The sequence below is a fragment of the Vibrio sp. 10N.286.48.C11 genome, from assembly GCF_041469805.1.
Taxonomy (GTDB): Bacteria; Pseudomonadota; Gammaproteobacteria; order Enterobacterales; family Vibrionaceae; genus Vibrio; species Vibrio crassostreae_C.
The window spans coordinates 1-20482 of record NZ_JBFRLK010000079.1; the positions used below are offsets into that span (position 1 = coordinate 1).

Genomic DNA, 20482 nt, shown 5'->3' on the forward strand with positions numbered 1-20482 from the left:
AGGTGCCGCCTATCCGACATATCTAGACGTACAGGGATAGAACCCTTGTTAAGGTTGAAGACTTCTTGGAAATCTTTGGTAAGAATGGTTTTCGCTAGGTCTTGCTGCGCTTTTTGGTTCTCTTTGTCACTCAGCTCAAAGAACGCAAAGCTATCGATGTTGAAAGTGAATTGGCCATCAGTGCCCGGTGCTGGTGCACAGATGTAATCTTTACCCGGTACTTTGCCTGCCGCAGTAAATTCACCTTTCGCCCAGTCACCCATGATCTGCATTGCCGCTTCGCCATTGATAACCATCGAAGTTGCTACGTTCCAATCACGACCCGGAGAGTTGCTGTCGATGTAATCACGCATCTTTTTGAACTTGGTGAACACTTCCACCATTTTGTCGCCAGATAACACGTCCATATCCAGGTCAACGAACGCTTTGTTGTAGTCTTCACTGCCTAGCACATCAAGTGCCACCGCTTCGAATACCGTCGCGTCTTGCCAAGGTTGACCACCGTGAGCCAGTGGAATGAAGCCAGCCGCTTTAATCTTGTCTGCGGCAACAAAGAACTCATCTAACGTAGTTGGAACCGTCACGCCTGATTTTTCTAAAACAACAGGGTTCGCCCAAAGCCAGTTAACACGGTGAACGTTGACAGGAACTGCGACATATTCGCCATCCCACTTCATCACTTTAGTGACCACTTCTGGCAGTAGCTCATCCCATTTTTCTTGTTTCGCAGTTGCATCGAGAGACGTTAGAAAACCTAAACCACCCCACTCTTGAATATCATGACCTTTAATCTGCGCCGCAGATGGAGGATTGCCCGACACTGCTCGAGTTTTCAAAACAGTCATCGCACTTTCACCGCCGCCACCAGCAACAGCGAAATCTTTCCAAGTATGGCCTTGTTCTTCAATCATCTCTTTCAGTACAGCTGCGGATTTCGCTTCGCCACCGGCAGTCCACCAGTGAAGCACTTCCACTTCACCAGCTTGAGAAAATGTTGAGGCAGCAAGAAGAGATAGAGTAAGTAGGGTTTTATTGATTTTCATTATTATCTTCCATGTTTTAGCGGACTCGACGTCCGGTTCAATACAGAGTCTACTTATTCTGATTTGTAAGATTGAAACAAAAGGTAAGCTCAATGTAACACAATTGTTACATTAAACTTCTAGGCCGCGTGGAATATAGACTTTAGCTTCTAAGCCGCCTTGAGGGGAGTTACGAATAATGAGATCTCCGCCGTGTCCGTGTAGGATATTTCGGCAGATCCCGAGGCCAAGACCGTGTCCTTGATCATCCGTTGCTAACCTAAAGTAAGGTTCAAAAACTAACTCTAGCTTGTCTTCTGGAATACCGAGACCACGGTCTTGAATGGTCACGACCACCCAAAGATCATCACCGCTGATTTCAACAACTGCTGAGGAACCATACTTAACCGCGTTGTCGATTAAGTTGGTGAGTACACGCTTTATCGCCAGTGGTTTAGCGACCAATGGCTCAATGACGACCGGCTCGAACTCAACCTTTGTCTGATACTGGTTATGAGATTCAATCACTGCAAGTACCATTTCGTTGAGGTCAATAATGGCATTATTCTCGTGTAGATCTGTGTCTCTTACCGCTTGCAAAGCACCTTTAACCATCATCTCAAGCTCATCGAGATCTTTGTTGAATTTGTCTTTCTTTACTTCACTCTCCAACAACTCTGCACGCAATCTAAGCCGTGTTATTGGTGTCTTTAAATCATGTGAGATTGCAGAGAAAAGGTGCTCACGGTCGGCAACATAGCGACGAATCCGTTGCTGCATTCGATTAAACGCTCGGGTCGCCGTCACCAGCTCAGTAGCCCCCTCTTCGTTAAGTGGCGGCTGCTGAATATCCATACTCATCTCGTTGGCCGCTCTTGCTAATTTTTTAAGAGGGCGTACTTGCCGACGAATCATCAAGTAAGTCAAAACCAAAAGAATGAGGGTCGAGGAAACTAAGAAGATCACCTGTTCTCTGCCGAGAATCGTATCGTCGAGTTTGACGTAAGGCGCAGGCAACAACGCGGCGATATACACCCATTCATGACTGGCTAATTCTATCTGAACAACCAGAATAGGAGGGTTAAGAGGTTCTAAGGTTAAAGTATGATGTGCCCACGATCGTGGGAGATCGCTCAAGTAGATGTCATTTTTAAGCAAACGAAGATGCTCAGGGCGAGAGAAATCAACCCGCACTGATTCGACTTTATTGAGCTTGCTACTCAAAACACTTTCTATCGCTTCAATCGAGGCGGTTTTTAAACGGGTATCAGGGATCGGTTCGACAATCAACGCCTCTTTATTGAAAGAAACGAAGAAGCGCGTACCGCCCATATTGCGGATTTGATCCAACACGATATGGCGATATTTAACGGGCAGAGACTGGAAGAAAGTCACCGTCGAGGCAAACATATTGGCCATGCTTGAAGAGGCAGAACGAATCCCCTCCAGTTCTTTGTGTTTGGATTCGCTATACCAAATAGACGTTGCGATACCTTGAGCTATCACCACAGCTAACAAGGTCAGTAACAATGTTCTGGCAACCAAAGAGTTTGGCTTTAACCGACTCAACCCGTTCATAGGAAATACTTCATTGCCGAGGTGCTCATTAACATCACTTGATTATCAGTGTTCATACTGAACAGGCACAGCGAGGATATAGCCATTACCGCGCATGGTTTTGATGTAGTGAGGATACTTGCCACTGTCGCCCAATCGGCTTCTCAGACGACTAAGCTGCACATCAATGCCTCGCTCAAAAGGCAACGCTTCACGGCCTCTGGTCGCGAATGAGATAGTGTCACGGTCGAGAACTTCGTTAGGGCGAGTTAAGAACAACATCAACAGAGAAAAATCACTGCCCGACAAATCCATCTCTTCCGAGTTTTCATTGTGGGAAATTCGATGCGCTAACGTATCAAGCGTCCAATCACCAAAAACAATCTGTTTTGGCAATGCATCACTTGTCTTGTCATCCACCACTTGAACGCGGCGCAACAACGCTTTGATACGCGCCATTAACTGACGAGGGCTAAACGGCTTGGCAATGTAATCATCAGCACCAATTTCTAAGCCGATAATTTGGTCGGTTTCATCCGATACGGCAGTCAGCATGATGATAGGCACATTCGATTGCTTACGGACGCGTTGACACAAGGTAAAACCATCGTCACCGGGTAGCATCACATCAAGCAGAATCAGATCTGGATAACCTTGGTTTTGCAGATGAGCTTCTAGTTCAACACCGTCTCCCACAGAAGAAACATCGAAACCAGATTTTGTGAGGTACTCTTCCAGCAGCTCGCGGATTTCTTGATCATCATCCACCACGAGAATTCGAGTATTTGTTGGCATCGCCCAAACCTATTAAATTTACAACTTATTCACATAGTGTATAGGCTGGCCGATTGTTTGATTATTGACATGTTTGTAAAGTTAGAAGAACAAACAGATAAAGATCACAACTTAGTGACCTCTATCTGAATCTTTAGGGCTTAATCCGCTATTGGTTGGTTATGAAGAGCAGCTGATCTCCATGGCTTTACCCCACTCAGGAGGTAAAGCCGCAAGGTGCTCATAATCCGGGTGTTCCGCGTAAGGGTCTGCCAGTACCACCATCAAAGCATCAATGTCGCTGCTATCACCGCGCTCTGCTTTGTCTATCGCCAGTTGAGCTAGGTAGTTTCTGAGGATGAATTTCGGGTTTGCCTGCCTCATCTTTTCGCAGCGCTCTGCCACTGAGCTCTCTTCCAGTTCACAGCGTTGTAAGTAGTTATCTACCCACAGCTTTGCTGCCTCTCGGTCGATAACCAAATCAATCACTTCTTGCGGCTGCAAGGTATCCAAATTCGACAACGTTCTAAAAAATCTTGGGTAGTCGACTTTGTTTTGCGACATCAGCTCGAACATAGATTCAAACAAACGACTGTCACCTTCTTGTTTCGAAAGTAGCCCCAACTTACGACGCATCATCTGACTAAAGTAACCGTTCATTTGCGGTTCGTACTGCTCTAAAGCCGCCTCTAAGTCGGCCTTATCCACCAGCGGAGAAAGTGAGTGAGCCAGTGCCGACAGGTTCCAAAGCCCTATTCTTGGCTGCTGGTTAAAAGCATAACGACCTTGGTAATCCGAGTGATTACAGATCAATCTTGGGTCATATTCATCAAGAAACGCGAACGGACCATAATCGAAAGTTTGCCCGATGATCGACATGTTATCGGTGTTCATCACGCCATGAGCAAAACCATTCGCTTGCCACAACGCAATCATCTCCGCGGTACGGTCAACAATCTGATTAAACATAGCAGCGTAGGGTTTCTCTTCATCGAGACACTCAGGGAAGTGCCATTCAATGACTTTATCGGCCAGCAACTTATGCTCAGCCAACTGATTGGTATAAAACAGATGTTCAAAGTGACCGAAACGGATGTGTGATTCGGCAGCACGCACCAACAATGCGCCCCACTCTTGCTTCTCTCGATATACCGGTGTGTCGCTGGTCATCATAGCCAACGCGCGAGTGGTTGGGATATTGAGCCCTGCCATCGCTTCGCTACATAAGTACTCACGAACGGTTGATCGAATAACAGCGCGTCCATCGCCCATACGTGAATAGGGCGTTTTACCGGCACCTTTAAGGTGTAAATCGAACGTTTCGCCACTTTTCGCGACAATTTGAGCTAATAACAGCCCTCTTCCATCACCTAAATCCGGGTTATAAGAACCAAACTGGTGGCCTGCGTATTTCATTGCTACAGGCGAAAACTGCTCAGGTTCAACATTGCCAGATAACGTTTCAAGCAATTCCTCGGAAGCATCATCAAATGACAAAAAACCGAGTTCATCCGCAAGCTTATGGTTCCATGCGAGCCATTGGACATTGCTGAGCGGCGTAGGTTGAATTGGGGTATAGAACAGTCGAGGTAATGCAGTAAATCGATTGTTAAATGAAATAGAATCCCAGACAGACATGAGAGATACACTGTAGATAAAAGATAACTTAAGATTATCACAGTTTCGTAACAACTTCAGAAGTGCGATGGCGCTTGTTTATAGAGGTAAGGTGATAAACCATTCCACAAGAAGAAAGTGGTGACTAGGAGTAAATTACTGGGGGATGCTTGCTAGAAGAAGATGACTAAGAAAAAGTTAAGTGGCTAGCCTGATGAGAAAAGCCACATTTATAAGAGAAAGAGTTCTGACTTTGAAGACTTTTTAACAAGTGATTTCATAATAAAAACTAAAACTATAGAGCCATGAAGCTGACTACATTAGAGCAAGAATACCCACTAGAGAAAGGGTAGAGAAAATCCAAGTACGACTGATTACGCCAAAGTTACTGTGTTGAATCATTTCTTGATGCTGCATATGTCTCTCCTTGAGAACGTGATGGTGTAACTACAATATATCGGCTTTTCGCCAAAAGCAGCAAGCACATTAATATTAACCTTTTATGACAGCATCAAGAATATTCTGTAACCATTCACCTCTCTGATAAAACAGAAAGTTATGCTCGACTGGTCGTCGAAAGCAGTGCGCCAGCCCCAATAAAGACACCTCCAGTGACACGATTAAAGACCTTGGCTCGACCTTTCGCAAACAACCAATTTGACGACTTCGCCCCCAAGTAGGCATACACCAATAACCAAGACAATTCCATCACTGCGAAGGTAAAAGCAAACACGGTAAACTGTGGTAATAGCGCAATTGAGGGATCAATAAACTGTGGGAAAAGTGCAGTAAAAAACAAGATAGCTTTGGGGTTACTCGCGCCAACAATAAAGCCACTTAAGTAATGCTGCGCAGCGCTTTCTTTGACAGATTGAGCACCGCCTTGTTGATCCGATAACTTGTCATAATCTTGTTGGCTAGAGCGCAGAGACTTCCAACCGAGGAAGATCAGATAAGCTGCACCAGTCCATTTTATGACATTAAATACCACTTCAGACGAAGCAATAATTACCCCTAGCCCGGTAAACGATAAAGTTAAAATACCAGTAATCGCAGTTAAGCTCCCCAAGGCAGTAAATATCGATAATTTAAAGCCAGATTGCACACCTTTGGTCATGCACAATAAAGAACTTGGGCCTGGTGATGCCGTTAAAATTAGCACCGCTAATAAATAATAAATCCATGTATCAAAGCTCATCGTGAATCCTCCTTAACTCACTAAAACGACTAAATATTAAACACCAATATGTAATAAGCCCTCATATTAATCAACTAAATATTGCGCTTAACGTCTTCGATATAAATGCAAACATCTTTAATCTAGGCAATAAAAAACGCCATGCATTGCTGCATGGCGTTTAAATAAAAACGTTTCAAATCGAACGTCTTACTAGATGTCAGGTTCTAAGCTTACAGCCCTAAGATAGGGGCACTAACCTAATAATTGAAACCTAGTCTTTGTAGATAGAGAACTCATCAGCGCAAGCAACAAGCTGCTCACGAGTGATCATGAATACGCCATGACCACCGTTAGAGAATTCAATCCAAGTGAATGGAATCTCTGGGTACTGATCCATCATATGAACCATTGAGTTACCAACTTCACAGATAAGAATACCGTCGTCAGTTAGGTAGTCTGGTGCATTAGCTAAGATGCGACGAACCAATTTCAGACCGTCTGTACCCGCTGCTAGGCCAAGTTCTGGCTCGTGAGTAAACTCATCTGGCAGGCTGTTCATATCTTCTTCGTCCACGTAAGGTGGGTTAGATACGATCAGGTTGTATTTCTCTTTTGGCAAATCACGGAAAAGATCCGAACGGATTGGGAACACTTGCTGCTCCATGCCGTGATCTTGAACGTTCTGCTCTGCAACTTGCAATGCGTCAGTAGAGATATCAATCGCATCTACTTCAGCGTCTGGGAATGCGTGAGCACAAGCAATAGCGATACAACCACTACCCGTACACATATCCATGATGCGAGTTGGCTCTTCAGTTAACCAAGGTTGGAATTGAGCTTCGATCAGCTCACCAATTGGAGAACGAGGCACAAGAACGCGCTCATCAACGAAGAACTCAAGACCACAGAACCAAGCTTTGTTGGTTAGGTAAGCCGTTGGTGTACGATCATTAATACGCTTGATTACGCGCTCAACAATACGTAGACGTTCGCTGCTCGTTAGACGAGAGTTCATCACATGCGAAGGAACATCAATCGGCAGATAAAGAGTAGGTAAGATAAGTTGTACTGCCTCATCCCACGCGTTATCAGTGCCGTGACCATAAAATAGGCCCGCTGCGTTAAAGCGGCTAACAGTCCAACGAATCACATCTTGAAGCGTGTGTAGTTCTGATACCGCTTCTTCTACAAAAATCTTATCCAAAATTGTCTCCGAAAAGCGCTACAATACTGCTAATTACGTTTCTAATTAGAATTCATAACCTGATGAGCAAAAAAGACACCGACTTCGATGACGATTTCGCCCTGTTCAACGATGCAGTAAAGGGCGTTAAAAAGTTGCAACAGGATACCATAGTCCAGCAGCCAAAAAGAAATGCCAAGCAAAAAGAAATTACTCGAACGGCAAGACAAGCCAGTGATAGCGAGTTTTATTTCTCGGATGAGTTCATTCCGCATCTTAGCGAAGACGGTCCGACGCGTTATGCGCGTGATGATGTCTCTAAATATGAGGTCAAGCGCCTCCGTCGTGGTGTCTACGTGCCTGACGTGTATCTCGATATGCATGGTATGACTCAACAAGAAGCCAAACGTGAGCTTGGCGCGATGATTGCGCACTGCGTGAAAGAGAGCGTGGCGTGTGCCTGTGTTCAACACGGTATCGGTAAACACATCCTTAAACAGAAGGTGCCTTTGTGGTTAGCACAGCACCCAGACGTGATGGCTTTCCACCAAGCACCGTTAGAGTTTGGCGGCAATGGCGCGCTGTTAGTCTTGCTTTCGGTTCCTGAGAAGTAATTCTGGTTAACAAACTCTCTCTCACCAAAAAACAACAAAGGGCATCCCAATCATATTGAGATGCCCTTTCTAATTGTCTGCAACTTTGTCATCAAACAGAGCTCAACGAGCTTATGGATTGATGTTCCAAAGCAACTCACCTTTTTGTGTCTCAAGGTTGAAGTCGATACAGGCTAGGCCCGAAGTGGGAAACATAGGCGGCGCCATGCCTGTTGCAAACTCTGCAGTTAGGTAGCCAACTAGAGGTAAATGAGAAACAAATAAAATGGTCTCTAGTTTTTCTACTTCAGCCATTGCTAAGGTCAAATCAAACACATCGTCGGACATTCCATAAGGCGTAATATCATCACAGGTTTCTACTTTCTTTCCAGAAAACGCCTGAGAGATCTCTAACCACGTTTCTTGTGCCCTTAAATATGGGCTCACCAGCACTTTATCGAATTGACTAATCCCCTGCTCATTTGCAGCTTGTGCCACGGCAAGAGAAGCCATTTTCCCGCGCTTGGTCAACGCTCTTTCTGCATCCGAGTTGGCAAAATGTTCTGCTTCACCGTGGCGCATAATGAATATTTTCATGTTCAATCCTGTCTTCGTAACATGTCGAAAGTCGATATATCCCATATATCAGCGAAACGCTACTTAGGTTTGGCTCTCAATCCAGAGAAACCGCAGTCAATATAAATAATTATATCAAGTCACTTGCCAAAGAGTTCGACTTTCTTAACAATCTTGTTAAAAGAAAATAAATTACTGATAAAAATCGATAAAAGTGATTTAGAAATCGCCAAAAAGCACTTCATATCCCAAAATATGATCACAAGGTTTGCACGCCGAATCATCGGGTACATAATTTAAAAACCACCTTCTCTGGAGATGCTCCTGTGCACTTAAGCCCAAATGATGAACATCAATACCGCTACATAACCTTAAATAACGGGTTACGTGTACTGTTAGTTCAGGATCAAAATGCTCAAAAAGCAGCAGCCGCATTAGCCGTCAATGTGGGGCATTTTGATGACCCTACAGACCGAGAGGGTTTAGCTCACTACTTAGAGCATATGCTATTTTTGGGAACTGAAAAGTATCCAAAGGTCGGAGAGTTCCAAAGTTTTATCAGCCAGCATGGCGGTAGCAACAACGCTTGGACAGGAACAGAGCACACCTGCTTCTTTTTTGATGTTGAATTGAATGCCTTTGAAACCGCACTCGATCGCTTCAGCCAATTTTTTACCGCTCCCCTTTTCAACGAAGAAGCGTTAGACAAAGAACGCCAAGCCGTTGACTCCGAATACAAGATGAAACTCAACGACGACTCACGACGCTTGTACCAAGTTACCAAAGAACTGGTGAATCACAATCACCCATTCTCGAAGTTTTCTGTCGGTAATATCGATACGTTGGGTGACAGAAACGGCGAGACGATTCGACAAGAGATCTTGGCTTTCCACCAGCAACAATACTCTGCTGACTTGATGACACTGACACTGTCTGGCAATCAGTCGTTAGATGAGATGCAAAGCTGGGTTGAGGATCGCTTTAGCTCAATCACCAATCACAACCTACAAGGCAAAAAGGTTGAAGTTCCGATTGTCGGCGAGTTAAGTACGGGTGTACAAGTCCGCGTTGAGCCGATTAAAGAAGTGCGCAAACTGATCTTAACCTTCCCGATGCCAAGCATGGACGAACACTACGGCGTTAAGCCTTTGTCGTTCTTTGCCCACCTTTTAGGTTACGAAGGTGAAGGCAGTTTGATGATGCAACTCAAAGAGAAAGGCTGGATAACATCTCTCTCTGCAGGTGGTGGCGCGAGTGGCAGTAACTACCGTGATTTCACAGTCAGTTGCTCATTGACCATAGAAGGTTTAACCAAAACCGATAACATCATCCAAGCGATATTTCAGTACATCAAGTTAGTCGAACAACAAGGCATAGAAGAGTGGCGCTACCTAGAAAAACGCGCCGTTTTAGAGTCTGCTTTCCGCTTTCAAGAGCCAGCAAGACCGCTTGATGTCGTCAGCCACCTCGTCATCAACATGCAGCACTACCAAGAGCAAGATGTGGTGTATGGCGATTACAAAATGTCGCATTTCGATGACGAATTACAGCGTTCTTTGCTGCCTTACTTAACCGTAGACAACATGCGAGCGACCATTGTTGCTCATGGATTCGAGTATGACAGGGAAGCGAAGTGGTACTTTACTCCCTACTCGGTCACACCTTTTAGCGCTGAACAAGTTCAATGCTTTACGTGCATTAACCCCGGTTGGCAGTTTGAACTCCCAAGCAAAAACCCGTTTATTTGCTACGATCTAGACCCGACTGAACTGGAAGGTGACGCTAAGTTCCCACAACTGTTAGAAGAGCTCGACGGCTTTAAGCTGTGGCACCTGCAAGACCATCAATTTCGAGTTCCTAAAGGTGTGGTGTATGTCGCTATCGATAGCCCGCACTCAGTTGCTAGCCCAAGAAATATCGTTAAAACACGCTTGTGTGTAGAGATGTTCTTAGACTCACTCGAAAAAGATACGTATCAGGCTGAAATCGCCGGAATGGGCTACAACATGTACACCCATCAGGGCGGTGTAACGCTCACTCTGTCCGGGTTTAGCGAGAAACAGCCACAACTGCTCAATATGATTCTTGAACGTTTCCAAGCACGCGACTTTAGTCCAACACGCTTCGAAACCATCAAGCATCAATTGCTCAGAAACTGGAACAACGCGTCGCAAGACCGCCCTATTTCGCAGTTGTTTAATGCAATGACTGGGATACTTCAACCAAATAACCCGCCTTATTCCGTGTTAATTGAAGCCCTAGAAACGATAGAGGTCGATGAGCTCTCCTCTTTTGTTCAAGCAATCTTGGCGGAACTTCATGTTGAGATGTTTGTGTATGGCGACTGGAAAAAAGCCGATGCACACAAGATGGCTGAAACGCTAAAAGATGCACTGCGTGTTCAAGATCAGGCTTACGAAGAATCACTGCGTCCGCTCATCATGCTCGGTGAAAACGGCAGCTTCCAACGTGAAGTGGTGTGTAACCAAGATGATTCAGCAATTGTGGTTTATTACCAATGCCCTGATATTTCACCTAAAAATATCGCGCTGTATTCATTGGCAAACCATTTGATGTCGGCCACTTTCTTCCATGAGATACGAACCAAGCAGCAGCTAGGTTACATGGTCGGTACTGGCAATATGCCGCTCAACCGACACCCTGGTATTGTGTTGTATGTGCAATCACCGAATGCCGCCCCTGCTGACTTGTTAGCTTCAATAGATGAGTTCCTCAATGCCTTTTACATGGTGCTGTTGGAGCTTAACGACTATCAATGGCACAGCAGTAAGCGCGGTCTCTGGAATCAGATTTCGGCACCAGATACGACTTTGCGAGGGCGAGCTCAGCGCTTATGGGTTGCGATAGGCAATAAGGATGTTGAGTTCAACCAGAGAGAGCGCGTATTGGAAGACCTTAAGGGGTTAACTCGCTCAGACATGATGCGTTTTGTGGTTAGCCAGCTAAAACCACGCACGGCAAATCGCCTGATTATGCATGCTCACGGTAATGCTCATAATGAGGAAGAGAAGCTGTCAGCAGGTGTTGAAATTGGCTCTATTGATGAGTTTCAGTTACGCCCGAAAGATACTGAGCTTGGCTGATAAAGCTAGAATGAAAATCATAAGGTTGATGCGAAAGCACCAACCTTTTTTATTGGATGCAGTCCAAAAGCAGATCTCCTATTACGCTCCTTCGTCGCTTTAGGAGATGACGGTAGTTTTGATTGACGTGTGTTTGACCACCTTTCTAATCAACGCAATAACTTACTTTTTATCTCTCAATCATCATTCCCGAGAAGGAGGAACGACTGAGTCGGGAATCTCATTCCTTTCACACTCGTTCATAAAACAGAAAAGCCCGCATCAATTGCTTGATACGGGTTTCTTAATCAATGAGTTAGAGAGTTACTTGTAGAAAGACTCACCCAATCCAGCACGTGTCAGTAGGCCATCACATGGCGCGAAACGATCACCGTACTTCTTAGCGAAATCGTTCATCATCTCAACCAGTGACTTAATGCCGATTTGATCCATATAACGGAACGGACCACCTAGGAATGGCGGGAAACCGATACCGAAAATCGCACCGATATCACCATCACGAGGGCTGCGGATAATGCCGTCGTCTAGACAACGAACCGCTTCGTTTAGCATAGGTAACACACAGCGCATCGCGATATCGTTATCGCTCAACTTAGGATCTGGTTGCAGCTTAAGCAGCTTGTAAACTGACTTATCCACTTCCTTCTTCTTGCCTTTGTAAGTGTAGAAACCTTTACCACTCTTGCGGCCTTTACGATTGTCATTCAAAAGAATATCGAACACATCAGGACCTTGGAAACGATCGCCAAGCTCATTCACTAAAATCGGAATGATCTTCGCACCGATATCAACACCCACCTCATCTAATAAAGTGATAGGACCAACCGGGAAACCGAAGTCCAATAACGTGCTGTCGAGCTTTTCAATTGGCTCGTTCGCTAGCAGTAAATGCGCTGCTTCGTTCATGTACGGAGCAAGAATACGGTTCACATAAAAACCAGCCGTGTCTTTCACAACAATCGGCGTTTTACCTTGCTTCTTCGCTAATGCAACAACCGTAGAAATCGTCTCTTCTGACGTAGTTTCATGAGGGATAACTTCTACTAGCGGCATTTTTTCGGCTGGGCTGAAGTAGTGAAGACCGACCACGTTTTCTGGTCGCTGCGCCTTCTCCGCAATCTTATGGATCGGCAATGAAGACGTATTCGTCGCGAAAATAGTCTCTGGCTTGGCATTGGCTTCGATGTCCGCAACCATTGACTGCTTAAGGTCGAGGTCTTCAAATACCGCTTCAATCACCACATCGGTGTGATTAAAGCTCGTAAAGTCGATACCACCAGACAGTTGAAGCATCTTACTTTCAAGGCCCGCTCGGCTCAGAATGCGACGCTTACGCTGCTTATCGAACAACTTGAAGTTGTAGTTAAGCGCGTTCAGTACACCTTCATTTGATACGTCTTTAATGCGTACAGGCACTTTCGCCTTAGCAACACTGACATGGCTGATGCCTGCGCCCATAAGACCACCGCCTAGCACACCAACACGCTTAACCGCTTTGGGTTCTGCGTCTGCGCCGTGTTCTTTTTTCATTTCCGTGGTTGCAAAGAAAATCGAACGAAGGGCTTTAGACTCTGAAGTCATAACCAGTTCTGAGAAACGCTTCTCTTCATACTGAAGACCTTTATCAAAGCCGTTCTCAAGGCCATAACGAATCACGTCTAAAATCGCATCCGCTGCTGGGTAATTGCCGCGTGTTTTCTGATTGGTCTTCTTAGAAGCTTGTTCAAAAATCACTTTACGACCAAGGCCGTTACGTGAAATCAGCTTTTCTTTGGTCGACGCTTGGCTTTTCGACGCAAGGCGCTTACCTTTTTTACTGCCCGTATTCTTTTCAACAAAGCTTTTAGCGACTTCAAGCAGGATAGTTTCAGGCACACAAGCATCCACAACACCGAGCGATTTCGCTTTCTTAGCGCGCAGTTGCTTACCCGTAAGGATTAGGTCAAGAGATGGCAGCAAACCAATAAGGCGAGGTAGACGCTGTGTACCGCCAGAGCCTGGTAACAGACCTAACTGTACTTCTGGCAGACCAACGCGAGTCTTATCTGAATCGGTACATACACGGTAATCACACGCCAGTGCAAGCTCTAAACCACCACCTAAACATGGGCCGTGAATCGCTGCGACTACTGGGTACGGTAGTTCAGAAAGCGTTTGGAACATCTCCTGCCCTTGGCGAGCCAGAGACTGTGCTTCGTCAGCCGTTTTACACGCATCAAGCATTCTTACATCAGCACCAGCGATAAAGTTATCTGGCTTAAGAGAATGAACGATTAGGCCCTTAACTCGGCTTTGCTTTTCTTTGAGTTGCTCGAAGATGGCTTTCATTTCTTCAGCAAAAGCCGCTTGCAGCGTGTTCATTTTCTCGTTTGGTACATCAATCGCTAACCAAGCAATATCTTGCTCATCGATATTGAGAGTAAATGCTGTCGCTTTCTTTTTGGTTGATTCAGTCGCAGAGGTTGAATCTGGTTGAGCGACTGTTTCTTTTTCTGTTGTTGCATCAAGAGTCGTAGACATTATTCTACCTCCAAGATCATTGCTGCACCTAAACCACCAGCCGCACACGCTGTGTTCAATGCCAAGCCGCCACCGCGACGTTTCAGTTCACGTAATGTTTGAGTCATCATGCGCGCGCCAGTCGCTGCAAACGGATGTCCGTAAGCAATCGAGCTACCCAGCACGTTGAACTTCTCCATATCAATCTCACCGATCGCTTTGTCGCGGCCAAGATTCTTCTGTGCAAACTCATCGCTCGCGAACATTTTAACGTTAGCCAAAACTTGGGCAGCGAATGCTTCATGCATCTCGATCAGTGTAAGGTCTGACAACTCTAAACCGGTGTTCTTTAATACTTGTGAGGTCGCGTAAGTCGGGCCCATCAACATATCTGTTTCAACACCAATCGCTGAGAACGCATAACCACGAATATAACCAAGCACTTCTAAGCCTAGTTCTTTCGCTTTACCTTCGCGCATCAACATCACTGCTGCACCGCCATCAGTCAGTGGCGTAGCATTGGCTGCCGTTACACTGCCGTACTTTCTATCAAAAGCAGGACGTAGCTTGGCGTATCCTTCAACCGTTGAGTCGTGGCGAATGTTGTTGTCTTCCGCTAGATACTTTTTGTAAGGTGCCGGGAATGCCGTCATCACTTCGTCTTTAATCTTGCCTTCTTTCCATGCCTGAGAAGCCAAAGAGTGAGAACGGTGAGCAAGTGCATCTTGAGCTTCGCGAGTAATACCATGCGTCTTAGCCATTTGCTCAGCCGTTTGTCCCATGGATAAACCGGTCGAGTATTCAGCAACTGCAGGTGGTACTGGCATCAAATCTTTTACGGAAAGTGTTTTAAGAATTTTCAGCTTTTGACCCATAGTTTTCGTTTTACTCAGCGCTAATAGATTTGCCGCTAACTTTTTCGAAACACCGATAGGCAATACAGAAGAAGAGTCCGCACCGCCCGCAATACCGATATCAATCGTGCCAGCCATAATGCTTTCGGTCACGTTAACTGCCGCTTGGAAGCTGGTCGCACATGCTCGTGTGACACTGTAGGCATCGGTATTGATGTTCATGCCTGTGCCCAACACGATTTCACGCGCAATGTTCGGCGCTTCTGGCATTTGCACTACTTGGCCGAACACAACTTGTTCGATAAGCGCAGGATCGACATCCGTTCTTGCAAGCATTTCGCTCACAACCATTTTGCCTAGGTCAACCGCAGGCACTTGGCTAAATTCTGTGCTCTGACGAGCAAATGGGGTTCGTAATCCAGCGACAACGGCAACACGTTCTCCAGAACGCGTTTTGACTTCCTGTTTGCCCATGGTTTCTCCTTAAAGTTAAGAGGTCTGACCTGAAGCATTGTAAAGAAGTTGTTAATTAAATCAAACGAGCGTTTAAATAAACGTGATACGAGTATCTCACTGTTTGAAAATATAACTGCGCATTCAGGCGAACCTTTTTGGGGGAAAGGTTGTCGTAAGAGACTAAACTATTGTAAGCAAAGACTGTTATCGCTGTGTAGGGAATGGTTTTCTTGAGGCAAAAAAAAACCACACAAAGCTGTGTGGTCGGAATGTATATAAAGCAATTAACTTAGCGCCAATTGAAATAATCAGTTTCCTGATTAGGAGAAAGTAAAGTCAGCCTTCAAAAGGAAGTGTCGTCTTGCTCAACATGCTAGCCACGAATGACTAACTAGACGACAAGGTGTACTATAGCTTGTTCGAGGCCTTAGATTTTGAAGTAGATCAATTTTAATGTGATTTTACGATTTCCTGCCGATCGTTAGCTCTAAAAATATAAAAACAAAGCACAACGTATAGAGGACAGCTATACGCAGAGCAATTATGGAGGCTCGTGTGTCAATAATAAAAATGTTTGGAAAGAAAACAGCCAAGCGTCCGGTCAACTCTGATATGGACAAACAAAGAAAATACGAAGCACTCGTGCGTGCCTATCATCGTGACCTCTTTCGCTACGCCTATTGGTTATGCAAAGACAAAAGCATTGCCGAAGACTTAGTTCAAGAAACTTGCCTTCGTGCATGGAAGTCACTCGATAGCCTTCAAGATGAAAAAGCCGCTAAATCTTGGCTGATTACTATCTTGAGACGCGAGAACGCTCGACGATTTGAACGCAAACAGTTTGATCTGGTTGATATCGACGATCACGGTAATGATGCTAGTGTCAGCGATGACCCGCACCATCAGCATCAGTGGTTGCAAGCGCAGATCATGAAACTTGAAATTGATTACCGTGAACCTCTCTTCTTGCAAGTGATTGGTGGTTTTAGTGGTGATGAGATTGCCGATATTCTCGATCTCAACAAAAACACGGTGATGACACGTTTATTCAGAGCTCGAAATCAGTTGAAAGAGCTGTTGGATACAGAAGAGGCAGAGAGGGGGCAACATAATGGATGATTTGGAATTTCGTCGTCGTGTATTGTCGGAACCTAAACAACGTACACAAGATATTGTTGATGCGACCGCGAATAGCGAAGCCAATAGTAACTTCTTAGACGATGTACTAGCGCTTGATAAACAGATCCACTCTGCGATGAATGTGGATGTGCCAGACGATCTTGCTGATCGTATTCTGTTCAATCAGACCTCAAGCGAAGAAAGCAAAGTAGTAAGGCCAACGTTTGCGAGACGAGCAATGGCAATGGCCGCCTCAGTAGCATTCGTTGCAGGTTTATTAGTTGGCCAAGTGAATTGGGGAAATGCATTCGTTTCACCTGCGCAAGCTAGTTTAGTTGATACAGCGATGAAGCATGTTGTTGATGAGAAGAGCTTTGTTAGTAGCATCGATGAACAGGTTACATCGCAGCAGATCAACGCAAAAATGAACCCATTTTCTTTTCAGTTTGATGACGCTTTCCCTTACCATGTTTATTACCTAAACCACTGTGGCTTTGGTAAATCCAACGCAGTACATATGGTCTTCCAAGGCGCAAAAGGCAAAGTAACACTGTTTTTAACCGGTATTCCAACAGACAAACCTATCGATTTTGATGAAAAAGGCATGTCCGGCTCGGTAACACCCGTAGATGGCAGCAGCTTAATCCTTGTGGGTGAAAATGGTGAGGATGTTTCCAAAATCGCCGAAAAGCTGACAAAAATGATCAAACCAATGAGCTAATTCGCTCTTAAAGCCCCGTCACAAAAGGCCCAGCAATTATATTACTGATATTGCTGGGCTTTATTTATAAATAAACCACAAAACCATTCACACCATCAATACCTCTAGAGTTAAAACTCTAAAAATCAGCATTTCGCACCATTTTCGTGCCAGATAGGCGTCATTTCCATAATTTTCCACTCAAAATTCCCAATGGTCGGATTTGTATATCGTATACTTGCGAATAGGATCAGCCACCATTGAGCAATTGCTCAAATTAATCGCCCTGTAGAGGCGGATATATAAAGGAATAAATGAATGACTACCAACAACACGCGTCTGTTTAAAAAGTCTCTTTTAGCAGTAACAATTACACTGGCGTCTTCGCAAGCGATGGCAGCAGGTTTCCAACTTAACGCACAATCAGCAACCGGCATCGGCCGTGCTTTCGCTGGTGATGCAGTAATCGCAGATAACGCGTCAGTAATGGCACGTAACCCTGCAGCAATGGCACTATTTGACAAAACTGAGCTTTCGCTTGGTTTTGAAAGCATTACTTCAATGATTGAAGTAAACGATGCTGAATACAATATTAATGGCAGTCCAATTCCGGTTGCCGACACGGATGATGTTGGTGATACATCTATCGCGCCAAATATCCACCTTATCGTTCCAGTAAACGATAAATTCGCTTGGGGTGTTAATGCGTACTCAAACTTCGGTACTAAGACAGAGTTTGATGATAGTTATACTGCAGCTGAATACGGCGGCTTAACAGATGTTCAGAGCATTAACTTTGGCCTTGCTGGTTCATACCGACTGAATAAACAATGGAGCTTTGGTGCAGGTTTAGACCTTATTTACGGTCAAGGCACCATGAAAAGAGAAACTAGTGCAGCTCTTGGTGTAGCTAGTGGCGGTTTAGTTCCTGCCGGAACAACATTAGTCGATGTTGATGAGGCTGATGGTTGGGCTGTGGGCTTCAATGTTGGTACTGTATATGAACTAGACGAAAACAACCGCTTCGGCTTAGCTTACCGCTACAGTCCAGAGATCACAGCTAAAGATGATAAAGGCCAAGAAATCACCTTACCTTTACCTGATATCGCTGAATTCTCGGGTTACCACAAAATCGAAGATACTAAATTCGCAGTTCACTACTCTGTACAATGGATTGGTTGGGGTGCATTCGATCAAATCGACTTTGAAAACTTACAAGGCTCACCTCTTGGCTCGTCGTATGCGAAACAATACCAATGGCAAGATGGCTGGCACTACGCTATTGGTGGTACATACTACCTAAACTCTGATTGGACTCTTCGTGCAGGTTACATGTACGACACAAGTGCACAGGATGAACTGACTTCAATTTCTGTTCCAGATTCTGATCGTCAATGGTTCTCTGCTGGTTTCACATACCACATTGACACAGTTTCTAATGTTGACTTCGGCTTCACATACCTAATGGGTGATGATGTAGATGTATCAGAAACTACGCCAGTCGCTCCTGGGCTTTCAACCGGTGTTAACGCAACAACACATGCTGATGCAATCCTGATGGGTCTGCAGTACAGCCGTAGCTTCTAATATAAGCTAATAATTTATCCCCAAAGGGTCGCATTATGCGACCCTTTTTCATTGCCTAAACCACTGACTCACATCAATTTAAGCTTACAGTTGTAGCCTGCAAGGTCAATATATGACTACAAGTGTACGCTCAAATTTCGCAACACAGCAGAAACATTTAGATTATTTCTCTAATAATTAAACACATTTACTCATTAAATCCCTAAAACACTGTTTTATTCGAATTTCATTTTTAAAGCAATGACTCTAAACGTAGAATCACGCCACTAAATACTTATGATTCAGCGAACATAATAATGAAAATGAATAAGACTCTTCTATCTGCTGCGGTGGCAGTTGGACTACTTTCGACTTCTACCGTCACTCACGCGGCAGGTTTTCAACTAGCAGAATACTCAGCAACAGGCCTTGGCCGCGCATACGCTGGTGAAGCTGCAATGGCTGACGGCGCAGACGCACAATGGCGTAACCCTGCCATGCTGACTTACCTAGAAGGTACTCAGGTTTCTGTTGGTGCTATCTATGTTGACCCTAACATCGATATCGACGGTACTTCTACGTCCATGATGGGACAATCGACTTCGTCAAATTCTAGCGATTTTGCGCACAGTGCAGTAATCCCAAACTTTTATGTTTCTCATAAGTACAACGACAAGTTCGCATTAGGCTTTGCTGCTGGCACTAACTACGGTATGGAAACAGACCTAGGTAAAGACTTTGGTGGCGCAAACCACGGTAACGAAGCAAGTGTTACTACGATGGAGCTAAACCTAAACGCGGCTTACCAAGTACTTGAAAGCGTATCTATTGGTGGTGGTATTCGTTACATCATGGCTGAAGGTAGCTTTGGAGCGGTATCTACAGTTAACTCTCTAGTTCCTATGCCTCAAGGTACAGCTTTAAAATACATGGAAGGTGATGACACAGCGTGGGGCTGGCAAGTTGGTACCGCTTGGCAGATCAATGAAAACAACCGCCTTGGTTTTACCTACAAGTCAGAAGTAGACCTAACGCTTGAGGGCCACGCAAATGGTGTCGCTTTTGATGCTGTTGCTGGCGCTTTAGGTACTCCTGTGAAGTCAAAATATAACGGCTCAATGCAACTTGCATTGCCAGCAACCGCCGAGCTTGCAAGCTTCCATCAACTATCAGATAAAGTCGCTGTACATGCGAGCGTTAACTGGACTAATTGGAGTAGCTTTGAAGAACTAGTAGCTGACATCCCTGAATTCGGTCCTGCTCGAACTCAAGATATCAAGCAAGAGAACTGGGAAGACAACTACCGCTTTGCGATCGGTACAACTTACCAAATGACACCTAAGTTAGCTCTGCGCTCTGGTATTGCGTACGACACTTCAGCGGTAAGCGATGAACACCGTACTGCGACGATTCCGGAAACAGACCGCACTTGGTTGAGTATTGGTGCTGGCTACCAATGGTCTGAGCAACTAACACTAGACGCTGGTTTCACTTACATCCTAGCGAAAGACGCAAAAATGGTTGAAGATGACGCAAGTTCTGCGCCATTTGGTGGTGACTTCGAAGGTGAAGTGACTGGTAGCATCTGGTTAGTGGGCATCCAAGCGAACTACCGCTTCTAATCTACCGCCCTAAAAGTAGAAAATATTAAAAAGGCTCGATGTTGCATCAACATCGAGCCT

The 20482-nt window shown here is 45.1% G+C and carries 15 protein-coding genes; 6 read left to right on the forward strand and 9 right to left on the reverse strand.

The features are described from left to right. The 6 genes from AB4209_RS17840 to prmB all read right to left on the reverse strand — a co-directional run. Positions 1–1043 (reverse strand): ABC transporter substrate-binding protein (locus AB4209_RS17840; RefSeq protein WP_372056752.1); only part of this gene is annotated, 1043 nt, incomplete at its 3' end. Between the two features lie 111 nt (positions 1044–1154). Further along, entirely contained in the window at positions 1155–2600 is a 1446-nt protein-coding gene (locus AB4209_RS17845; RefSeq protein ID WP_017068960.1) for an ATP-binding protein, read from the reverse strand. 45 nt (positions 2601–2645) lie between these two features. Then, positions 2646–3374, reverse strand: coding sequence for a response regulator (locus AB4209_RS17850; RefSeq protein ID WP_017060637.1), 729 nt, complete (start codon positions 3372–3374; stop codon positions 2646–2648). A 159-nt stretch (positions 3375–3533) separates the two neighbouring features. Further along, entirely contained in the window at positions 3534–4991 is a 1458-nt protein-coding gene (locus tag AB4209_RS17855; RefSeq protein ID WP_372056754.1) for a protein adenylyltransferase SelO, read from the reverse strand. Positions 4992–5526: 535 nt separating this feature from the next. Beyond that, the gene (locus tag AB4209_RS17860; RefSeq protein WP_017060639.1) at positions 5527–6168 is read right to left on the reverse strand and encodes a LysE family translocator; all 642 of its coding nucleotides are present in this window, start codon (positions 6166–6168) and stop codon (positions 5527–5529) included. A 253-nt stretch (positions 6169–6421) separates the two neighbouring features. Further along, on the reverse strand, positions 6422–7354 hold the full coding sequence (gene prmB, locus AB4209_RS17865) for a 50S ribosomal protein L3 N(5)-glutamine methyltransferase (RefSeq protein WP_017060640.1): 933 nt from the start codon (positions 7352–7354) through the stop codon (positions 6422–6424). A gap of 62 nt (positions 7355–7416) precedes the next feature. Here prmB and smrB point away from each other — a divergent pair, with 62 nt between their 5' ends. Next, positions 7417–7947, forward strand: coding sequence for an endonuclease SmrB (smrB, locus tag AB4209_RS17870; protein WP_017064096.1), 531 nt, complete (start codon positions 7417–7419; stop codon positions 7945–7947). 111 nt (positions 7948–8058) lie between these two features. Here the strand turns inward: smrB and sixA are convergent, their stop codons facing one another. Then, complete coding sequence (sixA, locus tag AB4209_RS17875; protein WP_017064097.1) at positions 8059–8523, reverse strand: phosphohistidine phosphatase SixA; 465 nt, start codon at positions 8521–8523, stop codon at positions 8059–8061. 305 nt (positions 8524–8828) lie between these two features. Here sixA and AB4209_RS17880 point away from each other — a divergent pair, with 305 nt between their 5' ends. Continuing rightward, entirely contained in the window at positions 8829–11606 is a 2778-nt protein-coding gene (locus AB4209_RS17880) for an insulinase family protein (RefSeq protein WP_372056756.1), read from the forward strand. Positions 11607–11909: 303 nt separating this feature from the next. On the opposite strand, the gene fadJ is transcribed toward AB4209_RS17880, so the two are convergent. Together fadJ and fadI are read right to left on the reverse strand one after the other, a co-directional pair. Further along, positions 11910–14126 carry a fatty acid oxidation complex subunit alpha FadJ gene (gene fadJ / locus AB4209_RS17885; RefSeq protein WP_372056758.1) on the reverse strand — a complete coding sequence of 739 codons (2217 nt, stop codon included), beginning with the start codon at positions 14124–14126 and terminating at the stop codon, positions 11910–11912. Next, positions 14126–15433 carry an acetyl-CoA C-acyltransferase FadI gene (fadI, locus tag AB4209_RS17890; RefSeq protein WP_017060645.1) on the reverse strand — a complete coding sequence of 436 codons (1308 nt, stop codon included), beginning with the start codon at positions 15431–15433 and terminating at the stop codon, positions 14126–14128. Before fadI ends, fadJ begins: the two co-directional genes overlap by 1 nt. A gap of 552 nt (positions 15434–15985) precedes the next feature. On the opposite strand from fadI, the gene AB4209_RS17895 reads away from it, so the two are divergent. The 4 genes from AB4209_RS17895 to AB4209_RS17910 all read left to right on the forward strand — a co-directional run bounded on the left by AB4209_RS17895 (position 15986) and on the right by AB4209_RS17910 (position 20422). Continuing rightward, on the forward strand, positions 15986–16534 hold the full coding sequence (locus tag AB4209_RS17895; RefSeq protein ID WP_017060646.1) for a sigma-70 family RNA polymerase sigma factor: 549 nt from the start codon (positions 15986–15988) through the stop codon (positions 16532–16534). Further along, on the forward strand, positions 16527–17255 hold the full coding sequence (locus AB4209_RS17900) for a DUF3379 domain-containing protein (protein WP_372056760.1): 729 nt from the start codon (positions 16527–16529) through the stop codon (positions 17253–17255). Before AB4209_RS17895 ends, AB4209_RS17900 begins: the two co-directional genes overlap by 8 nt. 297 nt (positions 17256–17552) lie before the next feature. Beyond that, on the forward strand, positions 17553–18821 hold the full coding sequence (locus tag AB4209_RS17905) for an outer membrane protein transport protein (protein WP_069597167.1): 1269 nt from the start codon (positions 17553–17555) through the stop codon (positions 18819–18821). A gap of 296 nt (positions 18822–19117) precedes the next feature. Continuing rightward, on the forward strand, positions 19118–20422 hold the full coding sequence (locus tag AB4209_RS17910; protein WP_017068971.1) for an outer membrane protein transport protein: 1305 nt from the start codon (positions 19118–19120) through the stop codon (positions 20420–20422). The last annotated feature ends 60 nt before the right edge of the window (positions 20423–20482 follow it).

Coding starts and splice junctions, on each gene's coding strand:
- AB4209_RS17845 (WP_017068960.1), bottom strand. CDS start 2,600: ATGAACGGGTTGAGTCGGTTAAAGCCAAACTCTTTGGTTGCCAGAACA.
- AB4209_RS17850 (WP_017060637.1), bottom strand. CDS start 3,374: ATGCCAACAAATACTCGAATTCTCGTGGTGGATGATGATCAAGAAATC.
- AB4209_RS17855 (WP_372056754.1), bottom strand. CDS start 4,991: ATGTCTGTCTGGGATTCTATTTCATTTAACAATCGATTTACTGCATTA.
- AB4209_RS17860 (WP_017060639.1), bottom strand. CDS start 6,168: ATGAGCTTTGATACATGGATTTATTATTTATTAGCGGTGCTAATTTTA.
- smrB (WP_017064096.1), top strand. CDS start 7,417: ATGAGCAAAAAAGACACCGACTTCGATGACGATTTCGCCCTGTTCAAC.
- sixA (WP_017064097.1), bottom strand. CDS start 8,523: ATGAAAATATTCATTATGCGCCACGGTGAAGCAGAACATTTTGCCAAC.
- fadJ (WP_372056758.1), bottom strand. CDS start 14,126: ATGTCTACGACTCTTGATGCAACAACAGAAAAAGAAACAGTCGCTCAA.
- fadI (WP_017060645.1), bottom strand. CDS start 15,433: ATGGGCAAACAGGAAGTCAAAACGCGTTCTGGAGAACGTGTTGCCGTT.
- AB4209_RS17895 (WP_017060646.1), top strand. CDS start 15,986: ATGTTTGGAAAGAAAACAGCCAAGCGTCCGGTCAACTCTGATATGGAC.
- AB4209_RS17900 (WP_372056760.1), top strand. CDS start 16,527: ATGGATGATTTGGAATTTCGTCGTCGTGTATTGTCGGAACCTAAACAA.
- AB4209_RS17905 (WP_069597167.1), top strand. CDS start 17,553: ATGACTACCAACAACACGCGTCTGTTTAAAAAGTCTCTTTTAGCAGTA.
- AB4209_RS17910 (WP_017068971.1), top strand. CDS start 19,118: ATGAAAATGAATAAGACTCTTCTATCTGCTGCGGTGGCAGTTGGACTA.